The sequence below is a fragment of the Paenibacillus arenilitoris genome (assembly GCF_014705655.1).
GTDB lineage: Bacteria > Bacillota > Bacilli > Paenibacillales > Paenibacillaceae > Pristimantibacillus > Pristimantibacillus arenilitoris.
Genome location: NZ_JACXIY010000001.1, coordinates 379605 through 393255 on the forward strand (window position 1 = coordinate 379605; position 13651 = coordinate 393255).

Annotated in this window: 11 protein-coding genes; 8 read left to right on the forward strand and 3 right to left on the reverse strand. The window is 56.1% G+C overall.

The features are described 5' to 3' along the window. Positions 1–29: 29 nt before the first annotated feature. From IDH41_RS01295 to IDH41_RS01320, 6 genes are read left to right on the forward strand one after another with little or no spacing between them, the layout of a single operon-like run. Complete coding sequence (locus IDH41_RS01295; RefSeq protein ID WP_190857540.1) at positions 30–1610, forward strand: type 2 periplasmic-binding domain-containing protein; 1581 nt, start codon at positions 30–32, stop codon at positions 1608–1610. Between the two features lie 9 nt (positions 1611–1619). Continuing rightward, complete coding sequence (locus IDH41_RS01300) at positions 1620–2537, forward strand: ABC transporter permease (RefSeq protein WP_190857541.1); 918 nt, start codon at positions 1620–1622, stop codon at positions 2535–2537. Positions 2538–2568: 31 nt separating this feature from the next. Next, positions 2569–3462 (forward strand): carbohydrate ABC transporter permease, encoded by an 894-nt coding sequence (locus IDH41_RS01305; protein ID WP_190857543.1) that lies wholly within the window; start codon positions 2569–2571, stop codon positions 3460–3462. A 17-nt stretch (positions 3463–3479) separates the two neighbouring features. Beyond that, complete coding sequence (locus tag IDH41_RS01310) at positions 3480–4910, forward strand: sulfatase family protein (protein WP_190857545.1); 1431 nt, start codon at positions 3480–3482, stop codon at positions 4908–4910. Positions 4911–4936: 26 nt separating this feature from the next. Then, positions 4937–6277 carry a sulfatase-like hydrolase/transferase gene (locus IDH41_RS01315; protein WP_190857547.1) on the forward strand — a complete coding sequence of 447 codons (1341 nt, stop codon included), beginning with the start codon at positions 4937–4939 and terminating at the stop codon, positions 6275–6277. Positions 6278–6332: 55 nt separating this feature from the next. After that, positions 6333–6854: a DinB family protein gene (locus IDH41_RS01320; protein ID WP_190857548.1), complete on the forward strand. Its 522-nt coding sequence runs from the start codon at positions 6333–6335 to the stop codon at positions 6852–6854. A 347-nt stretch (positions 6855–7201) separates the two neighbouring features. On the opposite strand, the gene IDH41_RS01325 is transcribed toward IDH41_RS01320, so the two are convergent. The 3 genes from IDH41_RS01325 to IDH41_RS01335 all read right to left on the reverse strand — a co-directional run bounded on the left by IDH41_RS01325 (position 7202) and on the right by IDH41_RS01335 (position 10155). Further along, positions 7202–8089 carry an AraC family transcriptional regulator gene (locus IDH41_RS01325; protein WP_190857550.1) on the reverse strand — a complete coding sequence of 296 codons (888 nt, stop codon included), beginning with the start codon at positions 8087–8089 and terminating at the stop codon, positions 7202–7204. Positions 8090–8266: 177 nt separating this feature from the next. Beyond that, the gene (locus IDH41_RS01330; protein ID WP_190857552.1) at positions 8267–9160 is read right to left on the reverse strand and encodes a carbohydrate ABC transporter permease; all 894 of its coding nucleotides are present in this window, start codon (positions 9158–9160) and stop codon (positions 8267–8269) included. Between the two features lie 26 nt (positions 9161–9186). Then, the gene (locus IDH41_RS01335) at positions 9187–10155 is read right to left on the reverse strand and encodes an ABC transporter permease (protein ID WP_190857554.1); all 969 of its coding nucleotides are present in this window, start codon (positions 10153–10155) and stop codon (positions 9187–9189) included. A 188-nt stretch (positions 10156–10343) separates the two neighbouring features. Here IDH41_RS01335 and IDH41_RS01340 point away from each other — a divergent pair, with 188 nt between their 5' ends. Then, complete coding sequence (locus IDH41_RS01340) at positions 10344–11861, forward strand: response regulator (protein ID WP_190857556.1); 1518 nt, start codon at positions 10344–10346, stop codon at positions 11859–11861. Next, a complete protein-coding gene (locus tag IDH41_RS01345) occupies positions 11836–13566 on the forward strand; it encodes a cache domain-containing sensor histidine kinase (RefSeq protein ID WP_190857557.1) in 1731 nt (576 codons plus the stop codon). The genes IDH41_RS01340 and IDH41_RS01345 overlap by 26 nt, the downstream gene beginning before the upstream one ends. Positions 13567–13651 lie beyond the last annotated feature (85 nt).

A 13651-nucleotide genomic window follows, 5' to 3' on the forward strand; every position in this document is an offset into this window, starting at 1 on the left:
CGTTTACATGGTATAAGGGAGGCTTCTTCATGAAAAAGAACGTTACTTTCGCATTGATATCCGTATCGCTGGCGTCCGTCGTATTTGCGGGCTGCTCCGGCAAGGATCCGGTCGCAGACCCGACCGCAAGCGCGCCGACCGATAATTTTCACGCTACCGGATTCCCGATCGTCGAGAAGCCGATTACGCTGGACATATTCAACCGCCAATCCAATTCCAATATTCCGTGGGACAAAATGCTCGTATTCCGGGAATACGAAAAAATGACGAACATAAAAGCGAGCTTCAAAAACGTGCCGACCGCCGGCTTTAACGAAAAACGAAACCTGATCCTGAATACGAAGGACCTGCCGGACATCTTCATCAGCGCCAACTTTACCCGTCTCGACGCGGTCAAATACGGCACGAGCGGCATGTTTATCCCGCTCGAAGGGCTGATCGACCAATACGCGCCGAACATTAAAGCTTTGTTCGATCAATACCCGGAAATCAAGCAGTCGCTCACGGCCCCCGACGGCCATATCTACATGCTTTCCGACTTCGTCACCTTATTCTCCGCGCGCACGGCAAAGCCTTGGCTCAACAAGAAATGGCTCGACGAGCTCGGGCTGGAGGTACCGAAGACGACGCAAGAGCTGAAGAACGTCTTGATCGCCTTCCGGGATCAAGATCCTAACAGGAACGGACAAAAGGACGAAATCCCGATGTCCGGCGAAAATTTAGGTCAGATCGTCAGCAACATCAACGGCGCATGGGGACTCGAAAATCAGATGGGCAACCGAATCAACGTGCAGGACGACAAGGTTCGCTATTGGCCGGCGGATGACCGGTACAAACAAATTCTCCAGTACCTGCACGAGCTGTACAAGGAGAAGCTTCTCGACAATACGCTCTTTACGCAGCAGGATACCGAGTACTTGACGAAAACGAGCGAGGCGAAGGTCGGATTCTTCTATAAACAGGCGACGGATACGTTCTCCGCGGTTGCGGACCAGTTCATCGGCATCGAGCCGGTTGCCGGCCCGAACGGCGACAGGCTGCATACCCAGGTTCAGCCGATCGCAAGATCTTACGGCGCGTTTGCGATTACGTCCGCCAACCCCTATCCGGCCGAGTCGATCCGATGGATCGATTACTTCAGCGGCGAGGAAGGCTCGATCTTCCTCCGGTACGGTGTCGAAGGGCAAACGTTTAATTACGCGGACGGCGTGCCGACGTATCCCGATGAAGTTTTGAAAAACGAGAAGGGGAGCGCCTTCGCGATCTCGCAGTTCGCCCCTTGGCCCGGAACGGCGATCACGCACTGGATCAACGACAAAAACTCGAATGCGGTCAACCCTCCGCAAGTTCAAGAGGCGGCGGAAAAATTGGAGCCGTATATTCCGGAACGCATTCTCGGCGCGCCGTTGTTCGACGCCGCGACGGCCAAAAAGGTGGATACGCTCCTTACCGACGTCAACACGTACATCGACGAATCAAGCGCGAAGTTCGTAAACGGCGAGCGCAGCTTCGACGATTGGGACAATTATGTTTCCACCTTAAATAAAATGGGTCTGGCCGAGATCGAAGAAATATACCAAGAGGCTTACGACACGACCTACAAAAATTGAGGTGAGAAGATGCAGGACCGCTCGAATAAGCTGATGAAGCGAATGCTCGTGCGCTACGAGTTGTATCTCATGCTGCTGCTTCCGCTCGTCTGGTTTATTATCTTCCAATACGTTCCGATGTACGGCGTACAGATTGCTTTCAGAGAATTCATGCCGAACCTGGGCTTCCTCGGAAGCCCATGGGTCGGATTCGAACATTTTGAACGGTTTTTCTCCTCCTATTACTTTGAACGGCTGCTCTGGAACACGCTGTCGATCAGTTTATTTCAGACGCTCGTCGCGTTCCCGATTCCGATTTTTCTGGCGCTCCTCATTCACGAAATACAGAACAAGCGGATGCGCAAGCTGCTTCAGAACGTGACGTATATGCCGCATTTTATTTCGATCGTCGTGATCGTCGGGATGCTGAATCTGTTTCTTTCGTCCGAAACCGGCTTTGTCAACCATGTGCTGTCGGCGGTTGGAATCGAGCCGATCGCCTTCATGGAGAGGGCCGACTGGTTCAAGACGGTGCTCATTTCCTCCGGCGTCTGGCAGAACATGGGCTGGCAATCGATCATTTATATTGCGGCTTTGAGCGGGCTCGATCCTCAGCTGTACGAAGCGGCCAAAATCGACGGCGCGAGCAGGTGGCAGAGGGTGATGCACGTCTCGGTCCCGGGCATCCTCCCGACGATTATCATTTTGCTCATTCTGGATATCGGGCATTTCATGAACGTCGGCTTCGAGAAAATATTGCTGATGCAAAACGAACTGAACATGGAAGCGAGCGACGTCATCTCCACCTTCATCTACCGGAACGGCATACTTAAGGGCGACTTCAGCTACAGCGCGTCGATCGGGTTGTTCAATGCGCTAATCAATTTTATTCTGCTGATCGTCATTAACGCCTATGCGAGAAGAAAAACGGAAACCAGCCTATGGTAAGCCGGAGGAACCTGTCGGAAGGAGGAGGAGCATGAAATTCGAACGACGAACCAAGATAAAGGATGACCAATGGTTCGATATCATCGTGTACGCGATTGCGACGGTCATTTTGATCATGATTTTATATCCGCTGCTATTCGTGGTCAGCGCCTCGTTCAGCGATCCGAGCAAGGTCATTGGCGGCGAAATGTGGCTTCTGCCGAAGGGCTTTACGCTGGACGCCTACAAGGAGGTGTTCGAGACGAAGGAAGTGTGGACCGGATATAAGAATACGATTATTTATACGGTGCTCGGCACGCTTATTAACATTACGCTGACGACGCTGGCGGCGTATCCTCTCTCTCGGAAGGATTTGCCGGGACGCAGCATTTTTATGTTCATTATCGCGTTCACGATGTTTTTTTCCGGCGGCTTAATCCCGACGTATTTGCTCGTCCAGAGCCTCGGCATGGTGGACACGATCTGGTCGATGATGATTCCGACCGCGATTGCGACGTACAACCTGATCGTGATGCGAACCTATTTCCAGACGAGCATCCCGTGGGAGCTGCAGGAGGCGGCCCTGATGGACGGCTCCTCCAACACGAGGCTGCTGGTCAGCATCATATTGCCTTTGTCGAAGCCGATTATCGCGGTTATGGTGCTGTTTTATGCCGTCGGACATTGGAACGCGTATTTCAACGCGCTCATTTATTTGAACAGCGAGCATTTGTATCCGCTGCAAATCATTCTTAGAAACATCTTGATTACGAATCAGAACGCCTTGATGGAAGGCGACGCGTTCGGCCTGGGCGAAAGGCTGCTGCTTGCGGAAAGCATCAAATATTCGCTCATTATCGTCGCGAGCATTCCGGTGCTGCTCATTTATCCTTTCGTTCAGCGGCACTTTATTAAAGGCGTCATGATCGGCTCGTTGAAAGGCTAATGGGAGGGGCTTCAACCATGAGAATCGTTTATATCGATATTGACTCGTTAAGGCCGAAGCATATCGGCATTCACGGCTATCACCGCCAGACGACGCCGAATATCGACCGCATTGCCAGGCAAGGCGTCCGTTTCTCAAGGGCTTACTGCGCGAGTTCGCCGTGCGTTCCGTCACGCGCCTCCTTCGCCAGCGGGCTGTTCGGCATTCATTCGGGCGTCGTGACGCATTGGGGTCCGGGATGCGACTACCGGCAATTCAATACGGAGGAGCGTCCGATGTTCGTTAGGCTGTTAAGGGAGCATGGCTATCATATGACGACCTTCTCTTCCTTCGCCGACCGTCACGACGCCTTCTGGTACATGGCGGGCTGGAACGAGGTTCATACGCACACGCTTAAGAAAGGAGACGAGGATGCCGACGAGGTCATAGGAGCCGCGCTGCCCTGGCTGGAGATGCACGGTAAGGAAGATAACTACTTCCTGCACCTTCAGTTGTGGGACCCGCATCGCAACTATACGATGCCGCGGCGGTATCAAGAGCTGTTTCGGGACGAGCCCGCTCCGGCGTGGCCGGACGAAGAAGCGATCGTTACGCACCAGGACAGCTACGCTCCGTTCAGCGCTGCCATGCTGTTTCCCGGACGCGGCCGCAGTCCGGTCGATACGATGCCCGACCGGATTCGAAACCGCGACGATTTCAAGAAGTTCGCGGACGCCTACGATGGAGCGATTCGGTTCATGGACGAACAGCTGGGACGGGTTTTCGATACGCTAGAGCGGCTCGGCGTCATGGATGAGACGGCAATCGTCATTTCGGGCGATCACGGCGAGGCGATGGGCGAGCACGGTGTATACGGCGATCATGTATGCGCCGACGAAGCGGTTCATCACATACCGATGATCGTGAAGTGGCCCGGGAGCGCGCAAAATGTGGAGCGAAGGGAACTCGTATATAATGTCGATTTACAAGCGACGATTTGCGATTTGGCCGGCGTACCCGTACCGAAAGGCTGGGACGGACGGTCGTTTGCAGGCGCGATCGCGGATGGCGGAGCGTATATGCCCCGGGAGTATCTCGTATGGGATCATGGCTTATACAGCGTCGGACGTTCCGTGCGGACGGACGAATGGCTTATGATGAGAACCTACCATCCGGGCGTCGTACCGCTGGAGCCGCTGGAGCTGTATCACGTGGCAACCGATCCGTATCTGACCCGCAATATAGCCGCTGATCGTCCCGAGGTCATCGAGCGTCTCGATCATTATCTTCAGCAATGGCATCACGAGCAGGTCGGGCACCCGTTCAGCAAGCCGGACCCGCTGCTGCTCGTCGTCGAGACCGGCCCGTTCAAATATATTAAGAAGGACGGATGGGCACGCCATTTGCGAGAGGCGGGCCGCGAGGATTTGCGAACGATCTATTTAAACCGAATTGGAGAACGTTCATAACGACCTAAAGATTGGAGCGAAATCTCATGAAGAAACCAATGAACGTATTGTTTATTATGACGGACCAGCAGAGGGCCGATTCGATCGGACCGAACCGGCATCCTTGCGCCGATTACCCGAACATGGAGAAGCTGCGGAGCGAATCGGTGGCGTTCGATAACTTCTTCACCTCCGCCTCGCCGTGCGTGCCGTCGCGTCATACTTTTCTGACGGGCAGGCAGCCGTGGAAGCTCGGCGTCAGCGAGAACCGCAAGTTCAGCACGGGCGGAGAGGAGACCTGGATGCAGGCGCTGAGGGACGAGGGGTACCGGAGCGTCTCGGTAGGCAAGACGCATATGATTCATGCAGGCAGCTTCCATATTCCGATCAACCCGGGCAAATCGTTCGGCGGCGACCCCGATTGGAACCATTTCCAATTCGAACAGTCGGAGGAGCCTCACGACTATTTCTTCGACATCCAGACGACGCGCCGCGCCTGCGACGCGCTGAGGCGGCTGAAGGACACCGAGCCGTTCGCGATGTTCGTCGGCTTCCATGCGCCGCATGAGCCGTACGTTCTTCCGCAGAAGTACGTCGACTTCCGCAAGCCGGAGGACGTGCCGCTGCCGGAGAACAGACGGGCGGACGAGTTCCGGGACAAATCCGAAGCCTACCGCAGACGCGCCGGCATCTTTACGAACAAATTCGGCGAAATGTCGGACGACATGGTGCGCAAAGGCGTCGCCGGGTATCATTGCGCGCTGAAGATGGTCGACGACTGTCTCGGCACGATCATGGATACGCTCCGGGAGCAAGGGCTGCTTGATCACACCTTGATCGTATATACTTCGGATCATGGCGAAATGCTCGGCGTGCACGGCTTGTTCAACAAGGCGGCCACGGCCTATGAATCCGAGATCCGGATTCCGTTCATGCTCCGGTTCCCCGATGGCTACAAAGCCGGGGAGGTCGTGGAGGCGATGGGGTCGAGCCTTGATTTTGCCCCGACGCTCTACGATCTTCTGGACATTTCGCCGGACGTGTCGCTGCCGGGCCATTCGCTCGTTCCTTCCATTCAAACAGGCGAAGCGGTTAGAGATTACGTGACGCTGTTCTGTCTCGGCGGAACGATGGGCATCCGGACGCAGACGCGCAAGCTGTGGTACCATCCGAAATTCAAGGACGGCGAGCTGTACGATCTGGCGGAGGATCCGCAGGAGCAGCACAATCTATATCACGACAAGGCGGCGTCCGGGCTGCGCGGCGAGCTGTTCGAATTGTTGCTGCACGCAAGAATCGTCGACGATGAACGGGATAACTTGCCGACGAAGCGCGAATTGCGGCTGAAGGACGAGATCAAGGCGGCGTACGAGCCGCAGGTGCATTGAAGCGCTATGCTATAATGGCAGGGATGCATATCCTCTAGGCGAAAGGGTGTATTCCATGTACTTGCGAAAACCAAGCGAGGGCGAATTCGTTCCCGCTAACGGCATCTATATCGACGCCGCGCCGGAGGGCGATCCGGCGGCGCTGCTCCTCGAGCAGGAACGGGAAATCGTCGAGCTGTACGGCAAGCTTGACGAGGAGCAAAGCTTATTCCGGTACGGCGTAGGAAAGTGGAGCTTGAAAGAAGCGCTCGGCCATATTATGGACACGGAGCGAATTATGAGCTACCGGCTGCTTTGCGCGGCGCGCGGCGATGCGACGCCGCTGCCCCGGCACGCGGACGTGTTCGTGGATCTGACCGACTTCGACTCGCGGCCGCTTGCCGAGCTGATCGCCGAATTTCGCGCCGTTCGAGCTTCCACCGTATCGCTCGTGCGAGGATTGACCGGGGAGGAACTGCAGCGCTTCGGATTCGTGAACGATTCCCCGACGACCGCGGCCGCGCTTGCCTACTTCATCATCGGGCATGCGCTCCATCATCTCCGCATCGTCCGCGAACGGTATTTGCCTTCTATGTAGTCCCTTAGGATAGGCGCTGAGCCGGTTTGCCGGGTTCAGCGCTTTTTTTTTGTCTGTGGATCCGCGTGCGCGCCCGCTCACCCGTCCAACGGACTCAGATGACGTTAATGGACCGAAAGAGGGGCGTTTCCAGCGGTAACGGACCGTATTGACCTTATTGCGCCGAATGGAGTCCCTATATATATTTGAAAGCGTAAATAACGGTCCCTTGGTCCGTTACAACCGAAAAAGGCGCGATTTCATTGAAATAAGAGCATCTCGGTCCGTTACTCGCCTTGCATTGACGCTGCCGACCGTCGTCCTGCGCCATGCAGGCCGGCGAGTCGGCAGCCGTTCTTCGGCAGCCTTTATCCCTTCGGTATATTCCGGTACACGGTTGGCGAATGACCCATCACTTTTTTGAACAGACGGGAGAAGTAGTAGGGATCGGCAATGCCGACCGAGCTTGCGATCTCTTTCACCGACAGGTCCGTCAAATCGAGCATTTGCGCGGCGCGCTGCATCTTCATCCGCAGGAAGTAGTCGATCGGGGAGAAGCCGGTCTCCCGGTTGAACAGATGGATCAGGTGCTGCTTGGACAAGCCGGTATGCCTCGCCAGCTCCGGAAGCCGAATCGCGGTCGCCAGATGCTCGGTCATGTACCGGATGGCCGCTTCGAGATGCTGCTCCCGCTTCCTGTTCTGCGCCGAGCGCCCGATCCCGAAGCCGATCTCGCTGATCAGGTGCCGCATCGTCTGGGCGACGTGGACATGGGCGGGCATGGCGTACGGCTTGTCCGAGAGGATGGCAAAGGACTGCTCGACGCCGTCGATGAACGATGTCAGAGTGCCGAGCGGCAGCTCCAGCGGCTCATCGGACAGGCCGTAGAGGGCAATGAGACCGCCCGCATCGTCGCCCTTCAGATGAAACCAGTAAATACTCCATGGATTCGACTCGGAGGCGAAGTAGCGGTGGGGAGTTCCCGCCGGAATGACGGCCAGGCTGCGCGGGCCCAGCCTGATCGTGCGCTCGCTTTCCCATTCGATCCAGCCTTCGCCCTCCACGCAGTAAATGAATATAGCGGCGTCGCAGCCTTCGGGCCTTTCCCTGTAATGGAACTCGGCATGCGGGAAGAAGCCGATGTCGCTCACGTATAGCGACTTGGTCAGCGATTGCTCCCCGAGCTCCTTCTGGATGTAATCCGGCAGGACGAGCAGGCGCTGTTCCCGGAATCCGTCTTGCTTCTTCACGCTCATCGCAACTCACCTCGTCCTTCGTTTCGATACGAATATCATCCATCATTCTCCGCATATCGTCAATTGGAATCGCCAGGCATCGGCGTTACAGTGGAACTAAAAAAAGAATAACCCGGGAGATGCCGCATCGTCCGGGTTATTCTACGGCCTTTTCTTTTGAAATCGGCGTGAGCTTGATCAGCTCTTGATGGCGCCCATCATGATGCCTTTGACGAAAAACCGCTGCAGAAACGGATAAACGAAGATGATCGGCAAGGTCGCAACCATCGTAACCGCCATCCGGATGCTCTCGCCGGATACCGGGATCCGCTTCGAGCTGTTCGCCAGCGCCTCGGCTTCCGAGACCATGGCGCCGGTCTGGAACTGGTTCAAAATTTTGACCAGCACGGCCTGCAGTGTCTTCAGCTCCGGCTTGTACGTGTAAATGTACGAATCGTACCAGGAGTTCCAGTGCCCGATGCCGATGAAGAGGGCGATGGTCGCAAGCACGGGAACGCAGAGCGGCAGAATGAGCCGGGCGAAAATTTGCAGGTCGTTCGCCCCGTCCATCTTCGCGGATTCCTCCAGCTCGGACGGCAGCTGCTCGATGTACGTGCGGACCAGAATCATAAGAAACACCCCGATCAGGCCCGGGAAGATGAATACCCAGAACGAGTCGATCAGACCGAGCGACTTGATGATCATGTACGTCGGGATGAGTCCGCCGCCGAAGTACATCGTGAAGATGAAGAACAGCGTGAGCGCCCGCCACGCGATCAGCTCGCGCTTGCTGAGCGAGTAGGCCATCATGCTGATGGCGAGCACGGAAAGCGGCGTCCCGATGACGGTACGCAGCACGGTCACCTTCACCGAGTTAATCAGCTCGTCGTTCCGGAAGATCGACGCATAGCTCTCGAGCGTGAACTCCCGCGGCCATAAGTACAGCCCTCCGCGCACCGAATCGGTCGCGTCGTTGAGCGACACGACGAGGATGTTCCAGAAGGGATAGAACGTCACGACGAAGATGACGCTCAGAAAAAGATAGATAAACGCGTCGAACAGCTTATCGGACAATGAACTTATTTTGGTCATGGTTTATCCGCTCCTTCTTCTTTTTTTTAGAATAACGACTGGTTGTTCAGTTTCTTGGACGAGAAATTGACGATGACGACCAGGATGAACGCGACGACCGAATTGAACAAGCCGACGGCGGACGCATACGAGAACATCGAGTTTTGCAGCCCGTACCGGAAGGAGTAAGTCGACAGCACGTCGGAATACCCTTGGTTAAGCCCGTTGCCGAGCAGGTAATGCTGGTCGAAGCCCGCGTTCAGCACGCCGCCGAGCGAGAGGATGAGCAGGATGACGATGGTAGGCTTCAAATGAGGCAGCGTCACGTACCAAATCTGCTTGAACCGTCCGGCGCCGTCGACGCGCGCCGCCTCGTACAGCTCCATGTTGATGGCGGATATCGCCGCGAGATACATGATCGCGCTGTAGCCCATCTCCTTCCACGTGTTGCCGATGGCCACGATCCACCAGAAATAGCGGCCTTCCTGCAGGAACAGGATGCTCTCGTCGGTCAATTGCAGCCATTGCAGCAGCTTGTTGACGATGCCGTCCGAAGAGAGAACGGTGACGATAATGTTGGCGGCGATGACCCACGAGATGAAATGGGGCAGATAGGAAACGGTTTGAACCGTTCGTTTGAACAGCGCCCCTTTGATTTCGTTCAAAGCGATCGCGATGACGATCGGCGCGGGAAAGGAAATGACGAGCGTCAGCAAAGTCGACGCCAGCGTATTCCGCATGATGACGAGAAAATCGCCGTTGCTGAAAAAATAGTCGAACCAGTCCAGGCCGACGAATTCGCTGCGGAACAGATTGCTCCAGAAATCGCCGAGCGATGGCTGATAATTGACGAACGCCATATAAAGCCCCGCCATCGGCAGGTATGCGAAGAAGATCGCCCAGACGACCGCGGGCGCAAGCAGCAGGAGAAGATAGCGCTGCTCGATGAACCGAAGCTTTAACCCCTTTTTTGTGCGCGATTTGTTGTTGCTTAACGAATTGACGGCCGTTGCCATGCTAGCACCTCGTTCCTTGGTAATGTAAAAAATTATAAGAGCGGCCGAATTCGCGGGGCAATAAAACAATGTGATGAAACGTACGGGAAAACGACTTTCATGCCGGAGACTTTCAAAATACGTGAATACTGCGCCGCCTGAGGCGGTGTTATAATGGGACTTACTATTCGATCAGAGGAGAGATGCACATGTTGACGATTTTTTTGGTTGAGGACGAAATGATCGAATTGGAGCTGCTGAGGGACCATATCGATTGGGCGGGCATGGGCGTCCGGGTAGCCGGAACGGCCAAGAACGGCCGCAAAGCGTGGGAGCAGATCCAGCTTCTGAAGCCGGACATCGTGCTGACCGACGTGCGCATGCCGATCATGGACGGCCTGCAGCTCGCCTCGCTCGTTCAGGCGAATTACTCATGGATGAAGATCGTATTCCTTAGCGGGCACGATGAATTCGGTTACGTGAAGACCGCCCTTCAGGCTGGGGCGATCGGTTATTTGCTCAAGCCGATCGACCGCGCGGAGCTGGCCGCCGTCATGGCGAAGGTAAGGGACGAGGTCGAGAAGGAAAACCTGCTGCGCATCTCCCGGCATGTACTGATCGAGAAACGGATCGAGGAGCTGTACAAATCCGGCGGCGAAGGCGCGGAGCAATCGTGGAAAGAGCTGATCCGGATCGAGCCGCCTTTTGCGGAGAAGAGGTTTGTAACCGCTTTAATTCGCGGCGACGGAAGCCGGGAGGCCGATATTCAGCCTACGGTCCGTTCTTTGCTGAGCGCGAACGCGATGGACGGCTTCGTCTTCAGGCTTGGCGAGCGGGAATGGGTGCTCGCGGTACCGGAAACGCCCGGCGCCGATTACGGGTCTTGCTGGCAGGCGTTATCGGGCGCGATCAAGCTTGCCTGCGACTGGAACGTGACGATCGGCGTCGCCGATACGGCCGCCGCGCTGAACGAGGCGCACGGCATGCTGAGGGAAGCGGGAAGGGCGGCGGAGGAGAGCTTCTATGTCGGGCATGGCCATATCATCCGATCCGGGCAAGCGCACGAAGGGGCCGGCGACGTCTTCACGACCGAGGACGCGGCGCTGCTGAAGGAGCTGAACGTGCACGACCGTTCCGCGTTCGCAAGCGGACTTGAGCATTATTTCGACATGCTCGTCCGGATGCGGGCGGGCAGGCGGAAGGTGCATGAGGTCGCGCTGGAGCTGCTGAGAGGGATCGACGCCGCCTGTTCGAAGCTGGAGGAACAGGCGAGGAAGGAGATGGGCGAGCTTCACGATTGGAGCAGGGAGTTGCTCCAGCTCGACACCGCCTTCGGCATCAAGGGGTACCTGCTCGGGCTTGCGGGCAAATTCGGGGATTATTTGGAAGAGCGCGGGCAGGACCGGCATCTGCAGCTTGTGCGGGAAGTCGCGGAGCATATCGACAACGCGTATTCCGAACCGCTCACGATCGAGCAGCTGGCGGCCAAAGTTTATATTTCCCCGAATTACTTGAGGGCGCTGTTCAAGGAGAAGCAGGGGTGCACGATCCATGAATATTTGACGAGAGTCCGGCTGGCGAAGGCGGTGGAGCTGCTCGCGGACCGGACGCTCAAAATTCACGACGTGGCGCGGAAGGTCGGGTACGACAACACGTCGTATTTTTGCTCGTTTTTCTACAAAACGCAAGGAGTCACGCCGAATGAGTACCGTAAAAAATTTCTATAGCTTCGGGGGGCGTCTCCGGCGCAGGATGACGAACAGCCGATTTCGCAGCAAGCTGTTTATCGTTTACGCGCTCGTTACGATTTTGCCGATCGCCTTTTTTATCGTTTATTCCTACCAGACGATCAAGGACCAGCTCATCCGTCAGGCGGTCGAGAACGTCGACGGCACGATCGACCAGATCAACAACAACATCGAGAACAAGCTCGACATGTACGCCCAGAACGCCACGCTTATTTATTTGGACACGCGGCTTCGCAATTATTTGATGAGCCGTTACGGCAGCAACGATATCGCGAAGCTGGACGCGTACGACTACATCAACCAGACGTTGTACAAAATTCTCGCGATGAATCCGAATTTGAAGGCGATTACGATCTATAACGATAACCGAACGCTTCATTCGGACGGCCTGTTCATCAAGCACATGGACGAGCTGCCGGAGGAGCTGGCCCGGCAGTCGCTGCATGCGGAAGGCCATATTACCCATTTTTATCCGGGCAACGGGGATGAGCGGGGCAGAGTCGTCACGCTCGCGCGGTCGCTCAATTATTTGAGCCTTAACTTCCCGTACGGCATCTTGACCATGGATATATCGGAGCGGGAAATTTACTCGCTCATCGAGAAGGAGGGCAGGAACAAGACGATCGTCGTGGCGGACCGGGAAGGCCGCATCATCACGTCCGATCAGCGAAGCGCGTCCGTCCGCAGCACGGCCGAGCTGCTGGCCGGGAAGGGCGACAGCTCGCTCGTCGTCGAGAAGCCGCTTCGGAACGGCTGGCGGACGATCGTTATTTTGCCCTATGAGGAGCTGCTGGCCGAGGCGCGGAAGGCATCCGGCAAAATGCTGTCGATATCGCTGGCGTGTGTGCTCGCGGCCATCATGCTCATATACGGCACGAGCCAGCTCATGACGAAGCGGTTCGAAATTTTGCTCCAGCAAATCCGCAAGGCGGAGCGGGGCAACTTCGATCTGACCTTCCCGCCGATGGGGCACGACGAGGTCGGCCAGCTTTCGTTCGCCCTGAAGAAGATGGCTTCGCGGATGGAGGAGCTGATTTCCGATGTAGCCCGGAAGGAAGTGCTGAAGAACGAGGCGGAGATGAGCAGCCTGCAGGCTCAGATTACGCCTCATTTTCTATATAACACGCTCGCCTCCATCTCGGCGCTGGCCGTCAAGAGCCATAACGGGCCGGTACACAAAATGGCTGACGATTTGGCCCGGTTTTACCGGATTTCGCTGAACAAGGGCAAGAAGGCGATTACCGTCGGCCAGGAGATCAAGCTGACCGAGCATTATCTCTCGATCCAGGAGACGAGGTTCCAAGGGCTGTTCCGGGTTCATTACGAGCTTGACGAAGCGCTGATGAACTATACGACGCTGAAGCTGATCGTCCAGCCCTTCATCGAAAATTGCATCAATCACGCGATTTGGGACGACGACTGCGGCATTTCGATTACGATCAGGCTGCATTCGGAAGGGGAGGATTTGCTCTTCTCCGTTGTCGACGACGGCATGGGGATGAAGCGGGACGCGCTCGAGCGGCTTCAACAGGCGTCCGGCCAATCGAGCGGCTACGGCATTTATAACGTGGACAAGCGGATTAAGCTCGCGTACGGCGAGCAATACGGCGTCACCGTATACAGCCGTCTCGGCATCGGCACGTCGGTGCGCATCCGGATTCCGAAGACGTTCGTTTATTTATGATAGTCGTTTTCCGTTACGTTTAATAACAATGTTGTATGGAATCGCGGCGGATCGGCTGACTAAAATAAGGCTAAGCAAAGCGGAT